This window comes from Streptosporangium sp. NPDC000095 (assembly GCF_042899335.1).
GTDB lineage: Bacteria > Actinomycetota > Actinomycetes > Streptosporangiales > Streptosporangiaceae > Streptosporangium.
The window spans coordinates 596,995-615,306 of sequence record NZ_JBIAZS010000002.1; the positions used below are offsets into that span (position 1 = coordinate 596,995).

The 18,312-nt window shown below is 70.3% G+C and carries 17 protein-coding genes; 16 read left to right on the forward strand and 1 reads right to left on the reverse strand.

Going from position 1 to position 18,312, the window contains the following annotated elements; genetic code table 11:
• The first annotated feature begins 218 nt into the window (after positions 1-218).
• Genes ACFY3V_RS08085 through ACFY3V_RS08105 form a run of 5 tightly spaced genes read left to right on the forward strand, consistent with a single transcriptional unit; the run spans position 219 to position 5,089 of the window.
• Complete coding sequence (locus ACFY3V_RS08085) at positions 219-980, forward strand: CoA-transferase (protein WP_362903422.1); 762 nt, start codon at positions 219-221, stop codon at positions 978-980.
• A gap of 6 nt (positions 981-986) precedes the next feature.
• A complete protein-coding gene (locus ACFY3V_RS08090; protein ID WP_362903420.1) occupies positions 987-1,835 on the forward strand; it encodes an alpha/beta hydrolase in 849 nt (282 codons plus the stop codon).
• On the forward strand, positions 1,832-2,611 hold the full coding sequence (locus tag ACFY3V_RS08095; protein ID WP_362903418.1) for an alpha/beta hydrolase: 780 nt from the start codon (positions 1,832-1,834) through the stop codon (positions 2,609-2,611). The genes ACFY3V_RS08090 and ACFY3V_RS08095 overlap by 4 nt, the downstream gene beginning before the upstream one ends.
• A 13-nt stretch (positions 2,612-2,624) precedes the next feature.
• On the forward strand, positions 2,625-4,211 hold the full coding sequence (locus tag ACFY3V_RS08100; RefSeq protein WP_362903416.1) for an AMP-binding protein: 1,587 nt from the start codon (positions 2,625-2,627) through the stop codon (positions 4,209-4,211).
• A complete protein-coding gene (locus tag ACFY3V_RS08105) occupies positions 4,208-5,089 on the forward strand; it encodes a CoA-transferase (RefSeq protein ID WP_350942209.1) in 882 nt (293 codons plus the stop codon). Before ACFY3V_RS08100 ends, ACFY3V_RS08105 begins: the two co-directional genes overlap by 4 nt.
• Positions 5,090-5,217: 128 nt before the next feature.
• Here ACFY3V_RS08105 and ACFY3V_RS08110 read toward each other — a convergent pair whose 3' ends face one another.
• A complete protein-coding gene (locus ACFY3V_RS08110; protein WP_362903414.1) occupies positions 5,218-6,219 on the reverse strand; it encodes an aldo/keto reductase in 1,002 nt (333 codons plus the stop codon).
• A gap of 164 nt (positions 6,220-6,383) precedes the next feature.
• On the opposite strand from ACFY3V_RS08110, the gene ACFY3V_RS08115 reads away from it, so the two are divergent.
• The 11 genes from ACFY3V_RS08115 to ACFY3V_RS08165 all read left to right on the forward strand — a co-directional run bounded on the left by ACFY3V_RS08115 (position 6,384) and on the right by ACFY3V_RS08165 (position 18,244).
• Positions 6,384-7,886: an aldehyde dehydrogenase family protein gene (locus ACFY3V_RS08115; protein WP_389771157.1), complete on the forward strand. Its 1,503-nt coding sequence runs from the start codon at positions 6,384-6,386 to the stop codon at positions 7,884-7,886.
• Positions 7,887-7,917: 31 nt separating this feature from the next.
• Positions 7,918-9,015 (forward strand): zinc-binding dehydrogenase, encoded by a 1,098-nt coding sequence (locus tag ACFY3V_RS08120; RefSeq protein WP_362903410.1) that lies wholly within the window; start codon positions 7,918-7,920, stop codon positions 9,013-9,015.
• A gap of 79 nt (positions 9,016-9,094) precedes the next feature.
• Positions 9,095-9,595 (forward strand): VOC family protein, encoded by a 501-nt coding sequence (locus ACFY3V_RS08125; RefSeq protein ID WP_362903408.1) that lies wholly within the window; start codon positions 9,095-9,097, stop codon positions 9,593-9,595.
• Between the two features lie 54 nt (positions 9,596-9,649).
• The gene (locus tag ACFY3V_RS08130) at positions 9,650-10,798 is read left to right on the forward strand and encodes an alpha/beta hydrolase (RefSeq protein WP_350942200.1); all 1,149 of its coding nucleotides are present in this window, start codon (positions 9,650-9,652) and stop codon (positions 10,796-10,798) included.
• Positions 10,798-11,997, forward strand: a complete 1,200-nt coding sequence (locus ACFY3V_RS08135; protein WP_362903406.1) for an FAD-dependent oxidoreductase — start codon at positions 10,798-10,800, stop codon at positions 11,995-11,997. Before ACFY3V_RS08130 ends, ACFY3V_RS08135 begins: the two co-directional genes overlap by 1 nt.
• A 22-nt stretch (positions 11,998-12,019) precedes the next feature.
• Positions 12,020-13,192 (forward strand): acyl-CoA dehydrogenase family protein, encoded by a 1,173-nt coding sequence (locus ACFY3V_RS08140; protein ID WP_389771161.1) that lies wholly within the window; start codon positions 12,020-12,022, stop codon positions 13,190-13,192.
• Entirely contained in the window at positions 13,185-14,918 is a 1,734-nt protein-coding gene (locus ACFY3V_RS08145; RefSeq protein WP_389771163.1) for an AMP-binding protein, read from the forward strand. The genes ACFY3V_RS08140 and ACFY3V_RS08145 overlap by 8 nt, the downstream gene beginning before the upstream one ends.
• Positions 14,915-15,352, forward strand: a complete 438-nt coding sequence (locus tag ACFY3V_RS08150; RefSeq protein WP_362903401.1) for a MaoC family dehydratase N-terminal domain-containing protein — start codon at positions 14,915-14,917, stop codon at positions 15,350-15,352. The genes ACFY3V_RS08145 and ACFY3V_RS08150 overlap by 4 nt, the downstream gene beginning before the upstream one ends.
• Positions 15,349-15,771 carry a MaoC/PaaZ C-terminal domain-containing protein gene (locus ACFY3V_RS08155; protein ID WP_362903399.1) on the forward strand — a complete coding sequence of 141 codons (423 nt, stop codon included), beginning with the start codon at positions 15,349-15,351 and terminating at the stop codon, positions 15,769-15,771. The genes ACFY3V_RS08150 and ACFY3V_RS08155 overlap by 4 nt, the downstream gene beginning before the upstream one ends.
• 52 nt (positions 15,772-15,823) lie before the next feature.
• Positions 15,824-16,705 (forward strand): amidohydrolase family protein, encoded by an 882-nt coding sequence (locus ACFY3V_RS08160; RefSeq protein WP_362903398.1) that lies wholly within the window; start codon positions 15,824-15,826, stop codon positions 16,703-16,705.
• A 27-nt stretch (positions 16,706-16,732) separates the two neighbouring features.
• Positions 16,733-18,244, forward strand: coding sequence for an FAD-binding protein (locus tag ACFY3V_RS08165; RefSeq protein WP_389771168.1), 1,512 nt, complete (start codon positions 16,733-16,735; stop codon positions 18,242-18,244).
• Positions 18,245-18,312 lie beyond the last annotated feature (68 nt).

Consider the following 18,312-nt stretch of genomic DNA (forward strand, 5'->3'; position numbering starts at 1 on the left):
TCCTGCGCGGTAGCCACCGACGAGGGCATGGCGACCCTTGACAGAAACACCACCACGATAGCATTGTTACAAATTACGGACTTACTGTACGATAAATGCGACTCGCTGTTCTGACAAGCACTTGTCCCGGCGAGATGTTCCAGCGCGACGACCTGCGCTGTCGCTCAAACCCGATTGGGGGCCACGTGCCGGAGGCGACCTATACCTGGGCGGAGATGATGGCGATCTCCATTTCGCACGAGATGGCCGACGGTGCCTTCGGCTCCGTGGGCGCCGCATCGCACATTCCCGCCGCCGGGCTGCGCCTGGCGCAGCTCACGCACGCGCCCAACCTGTCCTTCTTCTGCGGCGGCAGCGGCGCGATGAACCCGAAGATCCAGCGGCTGACCGAGTCGTCGGCCGACTACCGCAACCTCGTGACCAGCGAATACCACTTCAGCCTCGACGACGTCGTGGACTTCGAGACGGCGATGCGCTTCGACTTCGCGTTCCTCGGCGGAATGCAGATCGACAAGCACGGAAACCTGAACATGGCCATGATCGGCGACTGGGACAAGCCGAAGGTGCGCGGACCTGGCACCATCGGCCTGATCTTCCTCGGCGGCTTCAAGACCAGCTACATCTACACCCAGCACCACACGCCGAAGATCTTCGTCGACAAGGTCGACTTCGTCAGCGGCGCGGGCTGGCTCGACGGCGGCGACGCCCGCTCCAAGGTCTTCCGCCCGGAGTCCGACGGGCCCCGGCGGGTGTTCACCCCCCTGGGCGTGTTCGACTTCGAGCCGGAGAGCAAGCGGATGCGCCTGATCAAGGTGCACCCGTGGAGCAGCATCGAGAAGATCCAGGCCGCGACCGGATTCGAGCTGCTGATCGCCGACGACGTGCAGACCGTCGGCGCGCCCAGCGACGAGGAGCTCACCCTGCTCCGGACCCAGGTCGACCGCGACGGTGTGCTGCGCCGCTACCCGTCCGTGGCCTGAGCCCCCATGAGCTTCCACGATCGCCACGTCGTCGCCGACGGCTGCACGACCCACTATCTGGAGGCCGGGGACGGTCCCGCGCTGATCCTCCTGCACGGCGGCGAGTACGGCGCCTCCGCACAGCTCGCCTGGGAGAACTGCATCCCGGCGCTCGCCGAGCACCGTCGCGTGCTGGCGCTCGACTTCGTCGGCTTCGGTCACAGCGACAAACTTCGCGACTTCGGCGGCCAGCGCCGGCTCATGCGACGGCAGGTCGCCGGCGTGCTGCGCACCCTGCGGATCGACTCCGCGGACTTCATCGGTACGTCCCTCAGCGGACGGCTGCTGCTCGACATCGCCAACCGGCCGTCACCCGAGTGGCCGATCCGGTCGATGGTCGTGGTGGGCACCGGTCTGGCCGCCCCCGCGGCCGAGGCCCGCGCCGTGCTCGAGGACTTCGACGGCACGCTCGACGGCCTGCGTCCGTCGATGGACGTCCTCTTCCACGACCCGCGCTGGAAGGACAGCGAAGACTACCTGCGCCGCCGCCACGAGTACTGCATGGTCCCCGGGGCGTGGGAGACCGCCGCGGCGGGCAATCTGCGCGCGCCGGGACGTGACGGCGGCGAGCGACGGCCGCATGTTCGCCCGCCCGCCCGCGACTACGGGGGCATCACCGTGCCCACCTGTCTCGTCCGGGGGCGGCACGACCGGCTGGTGCCGGCGCCGACCTGGCAGGAGCTCGCGGCGCAGATCCCGGACGCGCGGACCGAGACGATCGACGGCAGCGGCCACTATCCGCAGATCGAGCGCTCGGCGGAGTTCGTCGAGGTGGCGCTCGGATTTCTCGCGCGGACGAAGGCGGAGGCACGATGAGCGACCTCCACCTCGAGTCCGGCGGCGACGACGGCCCTGCGGTGCTCTTCCTGCACGGCTCCGGCGCGTCGGGAGCCGTCTGGAAACCGGTGCTGGAGCGGCTGCGCGAGCGCGGGACCCGATACCGATGGCTCGTCGCCGACCTGCCGGGACACGGCCGCTCGGGCCATCGCGACGACTACTCGCCCGAGGGGTACGCCGACGCGGTGTCCGCCGCGCTCGCCGGCGTCCTGGGCGAGAACGCGTCGCTGAACGTCGTCGGTCACTCGCTCGGCGGGCTGGTCGGGATGACCGTCGCGGACGGGACCCACGGCGTCACGGTCGAGTCCCTGACGGTGATCGCGATGAAGGTCGCCTGGACCGAGGAGGAGCTGGCCCGGCGGTCCGCGACGGCCGACCGGCCGGTCCGGATCTTTCCCGAGGAGAAAGAGGCTCGCGAGCTGTTCGGGCGGATAGCGGGTCTGCGCGGCCCCGCGTTCACCGACGAGGACCGCGCCGGCGGGGTCACGGCCCGCGACGGCGGCTACGCGCTCTCCGCCGACCCCGGTATCACCAGGGCCGCCCCGGCCACCGGCCCCGAACTCGCCGCGCGCATGCTCACAGTGACCTGCCCGGTCGAACTCGCCTGCGGCGACCACGACCCCGGCATCGACCCGGCGGACATGGCCGAGGTGCTCGGCCATCAGGTCACCGTGCTGCCCGGCGCGGGGCACAACGTCCACATCGAGCGCCCCGACCTCATCGCCGACCTGGTCGAGCGGGCACTCGGCCGCTGACGAACGGACACCCATGCGAATCGAGAACCTTCTGCGGCAGAACGCGGTACGACGCGGCCCGCTGCCCGCAGTCATCTGTGACCAGGCCCAGCTGTCCTGGGCCGAGCTGGACATCGAGACCAACCGGCTGGCCAACGCGCTGATCGGGCTCGGATACCGCGCGCAGGAGCGGGTCGCGCTGGTGATGTCCAACTGCCACCACATCGTGACGGCCTTCCACGGCTCGTGGAAGGCGAACCTGATCACCGTGGGGATCAACACCCGGTTCACCGCGCCCGAGATCGCCAGGATCCTCACCCACTCGGGCGCGTCCCTCGTCATCTGCGACACCCCTGCCGCGGTCGAGGCCGCGAGAGGGGTGCCGGGCATCCGCGGCGTCTACACCATCGGCCTGGGCGACGACGACCAAGGGTCGTTCGTGAGCCTCGTCGCCTCCGGTGACCCGGGCGACGTGCCCGAAACCGGCACCGGCGGCGACCTGCGCTCGCTGCGCTACACCAGCGGCACCACCGGCGCGTCCAAGGGCTGCATGGCCACGCACGACCAGCAGCTCGCCAGCACGGCCAACTACCTGTGCGAGGTGAACGTGCCACGCGGCGGCCCGACCTGGATCTCGGTGCCGCTGACGTTGGGGGTCGGCGCGTCCTTCGTGACGACCACCGCCTACCTCGGCGTCCCGCTGCTGCTGCGCCGGCGCTTCGACCCGGCCGCGTTCGTCGACGACGTCGACAGGTTCGGGGTCGAGCACGCCTTCCTGGTACCGACCATGCTGGTCGACCTGGTCCGGGCGCTGCCCGACCTCGACCTGCGCCGCGCGGGCGCGCTCAAGCTGGTGGGGTACGGCGGCGCGTCGGTGTCCTGGAGCCTGATCCGGTCCCTGGCCCAGGCGCTGGACCTGGAGTTCTACCACGCGTTCGGGGCGACGGAGGCGGGTGGTTTCGTGGCGTTGCTCACCCCGGACGACCACCGCAACTTCCTGCGCACCGAGGCCGCCTCCATCGTCCCGGTGGGCAGACCGGCCGCGTTCGCCGACGTCAAGATCTTCGACGCGGAGGACCGCGAGGTGGCCGTACGGGAGACCGGCGAGATGCGGATCCGCGCGACCAGCGTGTTCTCCGGCTACTGGAGCCAGCCGGAGGTGACCCGCGCGGTGCTCAAGGACGGCTGGCTCCGGCTCGGCGACATGGCCTGGCGGGACGAGCGCGGCTACATCTATCTCGCCGACCGGGCGCAGGGCGTGATCCGGTCGGGGGCGCAGAACGTGTACGCCGGCGAGGTCGAGGCGGTGCTGCAGGCCTGCCCCGGCGTCGCCCGCGCCGCGGTGATCGGGGTGCCGCACGAGCGGTTCGGCGAGTCGGTCAAGGCGCTGGTGCAGCGGGCGCCGGGTGAGGAACTGACGGAGCAGCAGGTCCTCGACTACTGCGCGGAACGGCTCGCCGGCTACAAGCGGCCCCGCGAGGTGGAGTTCGTGACCGACCTGCCGGTCGACGAGGGCGGCAAGATCAGGAGAGCCGAGCTGAAGCGCGTCACCGAGGTGCGCCTGCTCGGCGAGGTGACGACCGGCGGCGACGCCGGTCCGGTTAAGGAGTTCAGGCGATGAGCGCGAACAAGGTGACGACCCCCGAGGAGGCGGTCGCCGGCATCCCCGACGGAGCCACGATCGCGCTGGGCGGCGTGCACTCCCACAACAGCCCGATGGCGCTGGTGAACGCGCTGATCCGGCGCGGGGTCAAGGATCTGGAGCTGATCCCGACGCCGAGCGGCGGCCCGCCGGTGGACATGCTGATCGCCGCCGGTTGCGTCCGGCGGCTGCACGTCTCCTACGTGGGGCTGGAGTTCCTCGGCATGGCGCCGAACTACCGCCGCGCCGCGGAGAGCCGGTCGATCGAGATCGTCGAGGCGGACGAGGCCTACATCGTCTACGGGTTCCGGGCCGGAGCCAGCCGGCTGCCGTTCCTGCCGCTGCCCGCGCTCTACGAGGGGACCGACCTGCCCAAGGTCAACAAGGACATCCGGTCCACGACCGACCCGTACACCGGAAAGACGGTGACCACCATCCCCGCCCTGCGCGCCGACTACGGGCTGTTCCACGCGCAGGTCACCGACCGTAAGGGCAACGCGCAGGTCTTCGGCCAGCGGCGGTTCGAGGACGTGATGGCGAAGGCGTGCGACCACGTCGTCATCAGCTCGGACGAGATTCTGGACGAGTACGCCCCGGCCCCAGATCCGCGCCTGGTGTCCATCCCCGGCGCGATCGTCGACAGCGTCGCGCACGCGCCCTACGGCTCGCACCCGCTGTCCTCGCCGGGGCACTACGCCTACGACCGTGAGCAGCTGGTGGAGTACCGGGACCTCGCCGCCCAGGACCGGACCAAGGAGTATCTGGAGAAGTACGTGTTCTCGGTCGACGACCACCAGGAGTATCTGGACAAGCTGGGCGCCCGGCGCCTCCTGGGTCTCCAGCAGACGTTCCGCTGAACCGGACCTCGGGTCTCCAACAGGCGTTCCGCTGAACGGGAGACCTTGGGGCTCCGGCAGATGCTCCGCGGAGCCGGCCCCCGGGCCTCGGGCAGGCGTTCCGCTGAACCGGGCGCCCGCCCGGGGGCCTACCAGGAGTAGGCCTCCGGCGCGGGTCCGGGACCGGGGAAGATGGTGTCGAGGCGCTCAAGCGTCTTGTCGTCCAGGGACACCTCGAAGGCGCGGGTGGCGGCGTCGAGCTGGGCGAGGGTACGCGGCCCGATGATCGGCGCGGTCACGCCGGGCCGCCCCAGCAGCCAGGCCATCGCCACGTCGGCGGGGCTCTCGCCGAGTTCGTCGCACAGGTCCTCGAACGCCTGGATGGCGGCGCGGTGCCGGTCCAGCTTGATCAGCCGCTTGCCCCGGTGGGTCGCCACCTTGGCTCCGGGGAGCGGTGTGCCCATCTGGTTCTCCCGCTCCTTGCGCAGGATCCCGCCGAGCAGGCCGGCGTCGAGCGGCGACCACGGCATCATGCCGACGCCGTAGTGCGCGCAGGCGGGCAGGACCTCCAGCTCGGCGGTGCGTTCGAGCAGGTTGTAGATGGTCTGTTCGCTCACCAGACCGGGGCGGCCGCGCCGGGCGGCGGCTTCCTGCCCGGCGGCGAGGTGCCAGCCGGGCTGGTTGGACGACCCCACGTAGACGATCTTGCCTTGGGTTTTGAGCACGTCCATCGCCTCCCAGATCTCGTCCCACGGAGTCGATCGGTCGATGTGGTGCATCTGGTAGATGTCGATGTAGTCGGTGCGCAGCCGCCGGAGCGACGCCTCGCAGGCGCGCCGGATGTGCAGGGCGGACAGGCCGGCGTGGTTCGGCCACTCAGACATCCGGCCGTACAGCTTGGTGCTGAGCACGGTGCGCTCACGGCGGCCCCCGCCGGTGGACAGCCATCGGCCGATGATCTGCTCGGTCAGTCCTTCGCCGAACCGCCAGCCGTACACGTCGGACGTGTCGATCAGGTTGATCCCCAGCTCGTGGGCGTGATCCATGATCTTGGACGCGTCCTCCTCGGTCGTCTGGGTGCCGAAGTTGTCGGTGCCGAGCACCAGCCGGCTGACCGTCAGACCGCTGCGACCGAGGTTGGTGAACTCCACGAGATCTCCTGATTCCATTTATCGGACGACGAGTCCTATATTTGAATTTTGATGGTAGCGTTCGTGAGCAGATGAGGTAAAGAGCACTGGTCCGGCAGGTAGTCGCGCTTCTGACCGCACATGCACCTGGGCCACGCCACGGATCCGCCCAAGGAGTCTCCTCGATGAGCACAAACCTGTCCGAGCACCTCGCCGTCGCGGAGTTACCGGCGGCGCACAGCTTCGTCGGCGGGGCTCTGCGCGGTGGCGGCGGGCCGGTCTTCACGACCTGTCATCCGGGCGACGGCTCGCCGATCGCCGAGGTCGAGGCGGCGACGGCCGACTTCGTCGACGAGGCCGTGGCCGGCGCGGTCGCGGCCCAGCCCGCCTGGGCGCGCACCTCCCCGCACGAACGCGCGCGGATCCTGCGGATGGCCGCCGACCTGATCGAGTCGCGGGCCCCGCGACTCGCCCACCTGGTCGCGCTGGACAACGGCAAGACGCTGGCGGAGGCGCGCGGCGACGTCTTCGTGGCGGCGGCCCACCTGCGCGGCGCGGCGGGCTGGGCGTCCGGCCTCGAAGGCATCACCCTGCCGGCGGACGGGTCCACGCTGCGGATGACCTTCCGGGAGCCGGTGGGGGTGGTGGCGGCGATCATCCCCTTCAACACCACCCTCATGTTCGCGGCACAGAAGGCCGGCCCGGCCCTCGCGGCGGGCAACGCGATCGTGATCAAGGCGCCCGAGCTCAGCCCGCTCGCGGCGCCGGTGTTCGCCAGGATCCTCACCGCCGCCGGACTCCCCGACGGTCTCGTCCAGGTGGTCCAGGGCGCGGGAGAGGTGGGCCGCCGGCTGGTCGAGCATCCCGGGGTGAGCATGGTGTCGTTCACCGGCAGCACCTCGGTCGGCCGGCAGGTGATGGCCTCGGCGGCGGACGGGGTGAAACGGGTGCTGCTGGAGCTCGGCGGGAAGTCCGCGAACATCGTCTACGCCGACGCGGACCTGGACGCCGCCCTGCACGCCACGGTCGGCGGCATCTTCCGCAACGCCGGTCAGCGATGTTTCTCCGGCTCCCGGCTCCTGGTCGAGGACCCGGTCGCGGACGCGTTCGTCGAACGGGTCGCCGACGTGGCGCGCTCGATCAGGGTCGGCGACCCGTTCGCGCCGGACACCCAGCTGGGCGCGCTCATCTCGGAGGGGGAGGCGGCGAGGGTCCGCGCGATGATCGACACGGCCGTGGACCAGGGCGCGCGCGTGCTGGCGGGCGGTGGCCGGCCGGCCGACGTCCATCCCGACGGCGCGTTCGTCGCGCCCACCGTGCTGGAGATCCCCTCGGGACTGCCGCGGGTGCCCGACATCGTGTACGACGAGGTCTTCGGACCGGTCCTCACCGTCCAGCGGTTCAGCGGCGCGGAGCAGGCGGTCGCGCTCGCCAACGACTCCCCGTTCGGCCTGGTGGGCGGCTGCTGGACCCGTGACCTGGACCGGGCGCTCACGACCGCCAGAGCCGTGCGGTCGGGCTATTTCTGGATCAACTCCTACGGGGCGCTGGCGCTGGACGCCCCGATCGGCGGCGTCGGCCTGTCAGGCGTCGGCCGAGAACTCGGCCGGGTGGGGCACGAGGCCTACACGGAGCTCAAGACGGTGATCGTGGACACCGCCGCGGCCGACGCGCCCCGCTGGTACTGACCTTCAGCCACCCCGATCCGAGGAGTGATCCATGCCCGCTCACTACCGAGGCGCCGTCGTCCGAGAGGCGCACGGGCCGTTGAACGTCGAGGACATCCCGCTACGGGAGCCGACCGGCGACGAGGTGCTGATCAGGGTGACCGCCTGCGGGCTGTGCCACAGCGACGTGCACTTCATGCACGGCACGTCGGGGACCGACTTCCCCTACCTGGTCGGCCATGAGGTGGCCGGCGTCGTCGAGGCCCTGGGGCCGGACGCGACGGGCGTCGTGGCGGGTGCCAGTGTCGTCGTCGCGCCGATGGTGGCCTGCGGGACCTGCAAGCACTGCCACGCGGGACGGCTCTCGGCGTGCGCGTCGCGGCTGCCCCGCCGGCCGAAGGTCGGCCTCGGCGACGGCGCCGCCGCGACCCCGGTGCTCGGCATCGGCGGCCTGGCCGAACGGGTCGTCGTACCCGCCCGGCAGGCGATCGCGATCGACCCGAGGGTGCCGCCTCGGATAGCCGCGCTGCTCGGCTGTGGCGTGCCCAGCGGCTTCGGCGCGGCGGTCAACACCGCGGAGACCGGGCCGGCCGACGACGTGGTGGTGATCGGATGCGGCGGCGTGGGGATCGCGGCCGTCGCCGGGGCCGCGTACGCGCGGGCGCGGCGGATCATCGCGATCGACACCAATCCCGGCAAACTCGCCGTCGCCGAGCGGTTCGGCGCCACCCACCTGATCGACGCGTCCCGACAGGAGCCCGGAGAGCGCGTACGCGAACTCACCGACGGCATGGGCGCGGACGTCGTCCTGGACGCGGTGGGCGGGCCCGCCACCTTCGCGACGGCGGACGGCCTGCGGGCTCCCGGCTCACGGCTGGTGATCGTCGGCGCCCCGAAGCAGGGGGACCTGGCCGAGGTGCAGCTGAGACGGCTGTTCCTCACCGGCGGGTCGATCCGGGTCTCGATCTGGGGAGACTGCGTGGCCTCACGGGACCTGCCCCTGCTCGCGGGCCTCTATCTGGACGGCCGGTTGCCGCTGGACGAGTACGTCTCGGGCACGTTCGGCCTCGCCGACGCGCAGGAGGGTTACGACCGGTTGCTGGCCGGAGAGGCGCTGCGCGGCGTGGTGATCCCTTCGGAGCGCAGTTGACAAGTTGACATGCACGAACAGACAATCAATTCAAATTCCGGACTACTTGTCCGATAATTGACACACTGAGGATCAGATGATGGCGACAGCCGATCTCCGCGCACCCCGCTCGCTCAACCACATCGCCTATCCGACGTGGGACTCCCAGGCGACGCACGACTTCTACACCGAGGTCCTCAAGTGCGAGCTGCTCACCGCGATCCAGCTGAACGAGGTGCCTTCCAGCGGAGCCCGCACCCCCTACCTGCACACCTTCTTCGGGCTCGGCGACGGCAGCGCCATCGCCTTCTTCGAGGTCGACGACATGCCCAACCCCGGCCCCGACTCGGTGCCCTCCTGGGTCCGGCACATCGCACTCAACGTCGACTCCATGGAGGAGCTCCACGAGTGGCAGGCGCACTTCGCGGCCAAGGGCGTGGAGACGGTGGGCATCGTCGACCACGACGGGGTCTGGGAGTCCCTCTACCTCTTCGACCCGAACGGGGTCCGGATCGAGCTGACACTGCAGACCCGCCCCCTCGACGACGCCGACGCGCGCGCGGGCGTCGAGACGCTGCGGAAGTGGACCGCGCGCGGATAGCGCACGGCCACCGACCCCATCCCCGCCCCATCCGCGCTGATCAGGAGCCGCCTCGTGCTGTCCCGCGAACTACTCCCCATACCGATGACGCCCGGCGGACGCCTGGACATCAACTCCGGTGTCGCCCGGATGAGCGGGAAGATCTGGGCCACCCTCTGGAAAAACGATCTGCGGCCCCCCACGACCGCCGTGCTGATCGTGCATCCGGCGTCCAACTTCATCGGTCACTACGCCCTGGAAGAGCTCGCCCACCGCGGGGTGGCCGCGGTCGGGCTCGCCACCCGCTACGTCGGCAACGACTCCGCGCTCATCATGGAGAACTGCCTCCTGGACATCGGCGCGGCGATCCGGCACCTTCGCGAGCTGGGCTACCAGCGGATCGTCCTGGTCGGAAACTCCGGCGGCGGCGGCCTCGCCGCGCTCTACCAGGCGCAGGCGGAGAACCCGACCATCACCCACACCCCGGCTGGCGACCCCGTCGACCTCGCCGGCGCCGGGCTCATCCCGGCCGACAAGGTCGTCATGGCCATGGCGCACCCCGGCCGGGCGGTCGTCTACACCGAAGGACTCGACCCGGCCGTCACCGACGAGCAGCGGCCCTTCGACCGGGACGACTCGCTCGACATGTTCAACCCCGCGAACGGGCCGGCCTACGGCGAGGAGTTCGTCGAGCGCTACCGCCGCGCCCAGATCGACCGCAACCGCCGGATCTCCGGCTGGGTCACCGAACAGCTCGAAGCGCTGCGCGGACACATCCGCGAGTCGGCGGACGGGGAGAAGGTCGCACCCGACGACCTGCCCTTCGTCGTGCACGGCACGGCGGCCGACCCGCGCTTCCTCGACCTCGCCCTCGACCCCTCCGACCGGCGGACCGGCACCCTGTGGGGCAGCCCCTGGGCGGCCAACTTCCAGCCGGCGTCGCTGGGTCACCTCACCAGCCTGCGCTCCTGGCTGAGCCAGTGGAGCTACGACCACAGCCGGGCCAACGCCTACGTCGCCCTTCCCCAGGTGCAGGCGCCCGTCATGGTCGTGTACGGATCGGCCGACTGCGCCGCCTTCCCCAGCCACGCCCGCACCATGTACGAGGCCGTCGCGCACGACAGGCGCGAGCTGGTCGAGATCAAGGAGGCGGACCACTACTTCCAGGGCCGTCCCGACCTGGCCAGGGTCATGTGCGACCACATCGCCGAGTGGAGCAACTGATGGGCACCCTCGACGTGGCCGTGGTCGGCGCCGGCCCGGTCGGGCTCACCGCGGCCCTCGCGCTGGCCAGGCGCGGCGCGTCCGTCACCGTCTTCGAGGAGAGCGACCGGCTCAGCACCGAGTGGCGGGCCTCGACCTTCCACCCGCCGACGATCGAGATCGCCCGCGACCTCGGCGTCGTCACGACGATGCTGGAGGCCGGCATCGTCGCGCGGAAGTACCAGGTGCACGACCGCCGCGACGGGCTGATCGCGGAGTTCGACTTCGGCACACTCGCCGACGAGACCGACTATCCCTTCAGACTGCAGCTCGAACAGTACAAGTACACCCAGATCCTCAAGGACGCGATCAGCGAGTGTCCCGCCCCGGTCGACCTGCGGCTGGCCACGGGCGTGACGGACGTGCGTCAGGGCGAGGACGACGCGCTGCTGACCACCGCGTCGGGGGAGCAGGTCGCGGCCCGCTGGGTGCTCGCCGCCGACGGTGCGCGCAGCACCGTCCGCAAGGCGCTCGGCAGCTCGTTCGAGGGGCTCACCTACGAGCATCGCTATCTCGTGCTGAGCATCGACTATCCGGTGGAGACGCTGCTGCCGGGGATCTGTGACGTCAACTACATCGCCGACCCGGTGGAGCACCTGCTGATCCTCCGGGTGCCGGATGTCTGGCGGCTCGTCGTCTCGGTGCCGCCCCACGTCACCGGCGAGGAGGCCGTCTCCGACCGGTACGTCGCCGACCGGCTGCGCGGCGTCTTCGGCGACCACCCCGAGCTGCCGCTGCGCGAACGGAAGGTCTACTCCGTGCACCAGCGGGTCGCCGACACCTTCCGCCGGGGCCGGGTGCTGCTGCTCGGCGACGCGGCGCACGTCAACAGCCCCATGGGCGGCATGGGGCTCAACGGCGGCATCCACGACGCGTTCGACCTGTCCGTCCAGCTCAGCGCGGTGCTCCGCGGCGAGGCCGCCCCGGACGTGCTGGACGCCTGGGCGCACCGCAGGCGCAAGGCCGCGGTCGAGGCGGTGCAGGAGATCACCCACCGCACGACCACCGCGATGGCCGAGCAGGACGAGTCCGAGCGGCGCAGGTTCCAGCTCCAGATGTCGGAGATCGTGGCGGACCCGCTGCGGGCCCACACCTGGATGATGGACGCCGCGATGATCTCCAACGTACGCGCCCACGACCTGCCGCCTCGGGCCCGATGACCGGCGTACCGAAGGAGACCCGATGGACTTCGAGCTGAGTGACGAACAGCGGGACATCCGCGACACCGTGCGCGCCTTCGTCGCCAAGGAGCTCCTCCCGCTTGAGGAGGACTTCCTCAGGCTGGTGCGCGAGGGCGGCGCCAGGCTGCCCAGGGACGAGGAGCGCCGGCTGCGGGCCAAGGCACGCGAGTTCGGCTTCTGGGGACTCAGCACACCCGAGGAGTACGGCGGGATGGCGCTCCCCGCGGTCACCCAGTCGCTGATCCACATCGAGCTCGCGAAGACCTGCGTGCCATTCCGCTTCGGCGGGGAGGCCGACAACATCCTGTACGGCGCGGACGCCGCCCAGCAGGAGGAGTACCTGAAGCCGACGATCGAGGGCGAGCGCCTCGGCTGCTTCGCGCTGACCGAGCCGGGCGCGGGATCGGACGCCGGGGCGATCAGCACGTACGCGCGGCGGGACGGCGACGACTGGCTGATCAGCGGCGAGAAGACCTTCATCAGCAACGGCCACGACGCCGACTACGCGATCGTCATCGCGCTCACCGACCGGGACAAGGGTGCCCACCACGGGGCGACCGCGTTCCTCGTCGACCGGGAGGCGGGATGGACCTCCTCGCCCATCAGCACGATGGGCAGCTGGCACCAGCCCGCCTCGCTCTCCTTCGACGACGTACGGGTGCCGGCCGGCAAAGTCCTCGGCGAGGTCGGCGGCGGCTTCCAGCTCGCCATGCGCTGGGTCGGCAAGGGACGTTACGTGATCTCCGCGCACTGCGTCGGCATCGCCGAGCGCTGCCTGACGATGGCGGTGGACTACGCCGGCCTGCGCGAGACCTTCGGCCGCAAGATCGGCAGGAACCAGGCGATCCAGTGGATGATCGCCGACTCGGAGACCGAGCTCGAAGCGGCCCGATGGCTCGCCCTCCGGGCCGCCTGGGACGTCGACCGGGGGGCCGACGCCAGACACGCGTCGGCGATGGCGAAGCTCTTCTGCACCGCGATGGTCGGCCGCGTCGTGGACCGGGCACTGCAGATCCACGGCGGAATGGGCTACACCAAGGAGCTTCCCCTCGAAGGCTGGTATCGCGCCGTCCGGGCGATGCGCATCTTCGAAGGCACCGACGAGGTGCAGCGGCTCATCATCTCGCGCGATCTGCTACGCGGTCACACCCGAATCGGAGGCCACTTTGCCTGATCCCATCCCCACCTCCTCCCCCGCCGACTCGCCAGCCGGCTCGCCCGCCGACTCCCTCACCGACTCCCTCACCGGCTCCTTCACCGAGCGGAAGATGAGCATCGCCACGGCCCTGCGCGCCGCGGCGGAGGCCGCGGGGGATCGGCCCGCGATGATCCAGGGCGACCGGTCGATCGGCTACACCGAGCTGGAGGCCCGCGCCGCCCGCCTGGCCGGGGTGCTGTCGGAACACGGGGTCGGCGTCGGCTCGACCGTCGCCATCTCCCTGTACAACTCGTTCGCGTACCTGGAGACCATCCTCGCCGCGTTCAAGCTGGGCGCGCAGCCGGTCAACATCAACTATCGCTATCTCGCCCCAGAGCTGCACTACGTGCTCGACTACACCGACGCGGTCGCCTTCGTCTACGACACCGGCCTGGCCGACCAGGTTCGGCGGATGGACGACCTTCCCGGCCTGAACCTGCTCATGGAGGTCGGATCGGCAGGCGAGCCGCCCGCACCGGCGCTGTCCTTCGAGTGGGCGGCCGAGCACGGCCCGGTCCACCGGGAGACGGACACCGACTCTCCGCACGGCATCATCCTGCTCACCGGCGGCACGACCGGCCGGCCGAAGGGTGTCGTCTGGGACCGTGACGGGCTGCTGGGCATCATCGCGTCGGTCTTCCGCCAGCACGGTATGGACGCGCCGAGGACACCGGACGACGTGCGGGCGCGGGTACGCGAACTGCACGAGAGGTTCACCGCCCCCGTCGTGCTGCCGATGTCGCCGCTCATCCACGGCACCGGCCTGCTGCAGACGCTGCGCTCCCTGTACGGCGGCGGCACGATCTGCTTCTGCACCTCCAAATCCCTCGACGCGGACGAGGTGTGGCGGACCGTGCAGCAGAACGCGGTCACCGAGATGGTCATCGTCGGCGACGCGTTCGGCCGCCCGCTGGTGGACTCCCTCGCCGCCGCCCAGAGCGCGGGCAAGCCGTACGACATCGGCAGCCTGCGCAAGATGACCAGCTCCGGCGTCGTGTGGAGCGTCGGCGTCAAGCGGGAACTGCTGCGGCACGGCGGCGACCTCACCCTGATCGACAACATCTCGGCTTCGGAGGGCGGCCCCTTCGGGATGGCCCTGGCTCGCTCGGAGGCCGACCTGGTGGACGGGCGGTTCACGCTCGCCCCCGTCGCCCGGGTGCTCGACGAGAACGACGAGGACATCACCCCGGGCACCGGGCAGATCGGCATCCTGGCCAGCGCCGGACCCCAGCCGGTCGGGTACCTCAAGGACCCGGACCGGACGGCGCGGGTCTGGCGGGTCATCGACGGCGTCCGCTACTCGGCGCCCGGTGACCTCGCCTCGCTGGACGCCGACGGCAGGCTGATCCTGCTCGGCCGGGGCGACGGCGTGATCAACACCGGGGGAGAGAAGGTCTTCCCCGAGGAGGTCGAAGAGGCGCTGCTCACCCACCCGAAGATCACCGACGCCGTCGTCGTCGGCGTTCCCGACCCCCGCTGGGGCCAGATCGTGACCGCCGTCGTCGCCCCGGCGAGCGCGCTCGGCGACATCGAGGACGAGACACTGAGCAGGCACGTGGCCGAGCGGCTCGCCGGTTACAAGCGCCCGCGCCGGATCGTCAGGGTGGACTCGCTCCCTCGGAGCCCGGCCGGAAAGATCAACCGCGCGTCGGCCCGTGACGTGGCGACCCGCCACCTGCAAGCAGAGGAGACAGCCTCGTGACCGGCATACCGTTCCCGATCGAACAGGGCCATGTGCGGGCCTTCGCCCGCGCCCTGGGCGAGGACGCCGACGTGGTCCCGCCGACCTTCCCGATCGCCTTCGCCCAGTTCGACCCGGACTGGGGGCTGCGGATGCGCCCCGACCGGCCCTGGAACGGCTCCGGGTCCGGACCCGGCGTGTCGTCCGGCGGAGGCGGCGGCCTGCACGCCGAGCAGGAGTTCGAGTACTTCCGCCCGCTCCGGATCGGCGAGACGCTGACGGCCCGCAAGCGGGAGGGAAAGACGTGGCAGAAGACCGGTGGGAAGGGCGTGCTCAACTTCGCCGAACGGCACGTCGACTTCTTCGACGCCGAGGAAGAGCTGGTCGCCCGTTCGACCACGGTCTCCGTTACGGTCACCCCCAAGAGCGACGACACCCCGGAGGCGGGCCGATGACCGTGACCACCGACCAGGAAGTACGCCGGGTCGTCGTGACGGACCTCAAGCGGACGCAGATCGTGATGTACGCCGGTGCCGGTGGCGACTTCAACCCGCTGCACACCGACGAGCCGTTCGCCACCCAGATCGCCGGCAACCCGACCGTCATGGCGCACGGGATGCTCACCATGGGCCTGGCCGGCCGCGTGCTGACCGACTGGTTCGGGCACGAGAACATCCGGCGCTACCGGGCCCGGTTCAAGGCGCCCGTCTGGCCCGGCGACACGATCACCGCGACGGCGACCGTGACCTCGGTGGACACGGTCGACGGGCAACGACGCGCCGAGCTCACCGTCTCGGCGGTGAACGCGGCGGGCGTGGAGGTGCTGTCCGGCACCGCCACCGCGATCGTCACCGACGAGGGCGAGGCGACGTGACGAACATGTCAGACACCGCCACCGCGATCAGCTCCGACGAAGGCGAGGCGACATGATGGACATCGCCGCGCTCGACGCGATCGACGTGCACACCCACGTGCAGCTCTCCGTCCACGAGGCGCCGAAGCCGGGAAACGACAACTTCGCGGCGATGGCCGACTACTTCAAGGCCGGTGCGGTCAAGAGGTTCACCGTCCCCATGATCGCCGAGTACTACCGCGAGCGGAACATGGCGGCGATCGTCTTCGGCGTCGACTCGATGCACGTCAGCGGCCGGGAGCAGACGCCCACCAACGAGGAGATCGCGGAACAGGCGGCACTGCACGGCGACGTGCTCATCCCGTTCGCGAGCGTCGATCCGCATCGGGGCGCGGCGGGCGTGCGGGCCGCCAGGCGGCTGATCGAGGAGCACGGCGTCCGCGGCTTCAAGTTCCATCCCACCACGCAGGGCTTCTTCCCGAACGACCGGATGGCCTACCCGCTCTACGAGGTCATCGCCGAGCACCGGCTCACCGCGCTGTTCCACACCGGCCAGACCGGCGCCGGTGCGGGCACCCCGGGCGGCGGCGGGCTGCGGCTGAAGTACTCCAACCCGATGCACGTCGACGACGTGGCCGCCGACTTCCCCGACCTGCAGATCATCCTCGCGCACCCGTCGTTCCCCTGGCAGGACGAGGCGCTCTCGGTCGCCATGCACAAGCCGAAGGTGTACATCGACCTGTCAGGGTGGTCGCCGAAATACTTCCCGCCCCAGCTGGTGCAGTACGCGAACACGCTGCTCAAGGACAAGGTGCTCTTCGGGTCGGACTTCCCGATGATCACTCCGGAGCGCTGGCTGGCCGACTTCGCCAAGATCGACATCCGGGACGAGATCCGCCCGAAGATCCTCAAGGAGAACGCGGCCAAGCTGTTCGGACTCACCGGACAGTCGTGACGACAGCCCCCGGCCAAGGAGGTCGCGATGCACCACACCGGTCCCTTTGATCGGACCGTCGACGTCGTCGTACTCGGTCTGGGCGACGCCGGCGCGGTCGCCGCGGTGACCGCTCACGACGAGGGCGCGGAAGTGCTCGTCATCGAGAAGCAGCCCGCCGACGACCACCGGCCCAACAGCCGCTACGCCGCCGGTTTCTTCCTCGTGCCCGAGGACGTCGACGGCGCGGTGGAGTACCTGTCCGCGCTGTACGCGGTCAACGGCGAGCTGGCCACGATCGACCCCGACCTGATCCGCACCTGGGCGGAGGAGACGGCGGCCACCCCGGCCTGGCTCGACCGGCACGGCGGCAAGTACCTCAAACTGGACATCCGCGGCGAGCACCCCACCCTGCCCGGCCACGAGTCGATCCGCGTCTACAAGGCGCAGCCCACGAGCGGGCCCGACGGCTACACCGGCTGCCCGATGCACGGCTTCCTGCGGAGCCTGGTCACCGAGCGTGGGATCGAGGTCCGGTACGCGACGGCGGCCAGGTGGCTGCTCACCGACGCGCGAGGCGCGGTCGTCGGGGTGGAGACCGACGGCGCCGACGGGGTCCGACGGATCGGCGTACGCCGCGGCGTCGTGCTCGCGGTCGGCGGCTACGAGGCCGATGAACGGCTCAAAACACACTACCTTCCGGTCACTCCGGTGCATTTCTACGGCACCGAGCACAACACCGGGGACGGCATCGTCATGGCGACGGAAATCGGCGCCGAACTGTGGCACATGAATGTTTGGCCAGGGCATTTCGTAGCGAGATTCCCCGGCGACGGATACACCGGGGGAACGGCCGTCGATCTGTGGGGATCAGGCCGGTTCGGGCCAGCCGAGGGCGAGCCCGCACCGGGTTCGATCTTCGTCGACGGTTCGGGCCGGCGATTCATCCGCGAACCGGGAAAGCAGCACGCCGCCCATCTGGCGCTTTTGGCGATGGACGCCGATCAGCTCACTTACCCGAGGATTCCGACGTGGTGGATATTCGATCAAGCCCGTTTCGAGCGGGCGACACTGGTCCCGACCTACTCGGGCCCCGCCGGACCGGTGCGAGACTACGCCTGGAGTGCGGACAACGAGGCGGAACTGCGGCGTGGCTGGATCCATTCGGCCAGGTCAATCCCTGATCTGGCCCGATCCTGCGGACTTGATCCGGTCGTGCTTGAGCAGACGGTCTCCCGCTACAACCAGCACTGCGCGGCGGGCGTCGACGCCGACTTCGGCCGCGACCCCGTCACGCTGACCCCGCTCGGCGGCGACCGTTATTTCGCGGTTCCGCTATGGCCGGGCGGCTCGCATACGGTCGGCGGTCCGCGCCGCGACGCGAAAGCACGCGTGGCCGCGATTCGCGGAGGTTCGATAGACAATCTCTACTCCGCCGGTGAGCTAGGATCAATACATGGCCTGCTTTATCCGACAGGCGGCGGCAGTATCGCCGAATGTCTCGCGTTCGGCCGGATAGCCGGACGTAATGCCGCAGCCGATCGGACCGTCATAAGTTGACTCCCATGCGACAAGTGACATCGGCTTTGTTCAATATAGATACAGTGCGCATTAGGAAAACCGACAGC

Excerpts from the sequence above, each read along its gene's own strand:
- ACFY3V_RS08085 (WP_362903422.1), top strand. The coding sequence starts at position 219 with ATGGCGATCTCCATTTCGCACGAGATGGCCGACGGTGCCTTCGGCTCC.
- ACFY3V_RS08090 (WP_362903420.1), top strand. The coding sequence starts at position 987 with ATGAGCTTCCACGATCGCCACGTCGTCGCCGACGGCTGCACGACCCAC.
- ACFY3V_RS08095 (WP_362903418.1), top strand. The coding sequence starts at position 1,832 with ATGAGCGACCTCCACCTCGAGTCCGGCGGCGACGACGGCCCTGCGGTG.
- ACFY3V_RS08100 (WP_362903416.1), top strand. The coding sequence starts at position 2,625 with ATGCGAATCGAGAACCTTCTGCGGCAGAACGCGGTACGACGCGGCCCG.
- ACFY3V_RS08105 (WP_350942209.1), top strand. The coding sequence starts at position 4,208 with ATGAGCGCGAACAAGGTGACGACCCCCGAGGAGGCGGTCGCCGGCATC.
- ACFY3V_RS08115 (WP_389771157.1), top strand. The coding sequence starts at position 6,384 with ATGAGCACAAACCTGTCCGAGCACCTCGCCGTCGCGGAGTTACCGGCG.
- ACFY3V_RS08120 (WP_362903410.1), top strand. The coding sequence starts at position 7,918 with ATGCCCGCTCACTACCGAGGCGCCGTCGTCCGAGAGGCGCACGGGCCG.
- ACFY3V_RS08125 (WP_362903408.1), top strand. The coding sequence starts at position 9,095 with ATGGCGACAGCCGATCTCCGCGCACCCCGCTCGCTCAACCACATCGCC.
- ACFY3V_RS08135 (WP_362903406.1), top strand. The coding sequence starts at position 10,798 with ATGGGCACCCTCGACGTGGCCGTGGTCGGCGCCGGCCCGGTCGGGCTC.
- ACFY3V_RS08140 (WP_389771161.1), top strand. The coding sequence starts at position 12,020 with ATGGACTTCGAGCTGAGTGACGAACAGCGGGACATCCGCGACACCGTG.
- ACFY3V_RS08155 (WP_362903399.1), top strand. The coding sequence starts at position 15,349 with ATGACCGTGACCACCGACCAGGAAGTACGCCGGGTCGTCGTGACGGAC.
- ACFY3V_RS08160 (WP_362903398.1), top strand. The coding sequence starts at position 15,824 with ATGATGGACATCGCCGCGCTCGACGCGATCGACGTGCACACCCACGTG.
- ACFY3V_RS08165 (WP_389771168.1), top strand. The coding sequence starts at position 16,733 with ATGCACCACACCGGTCCCTTTGATCGGACCGTCGACGTCGTCGTACTC.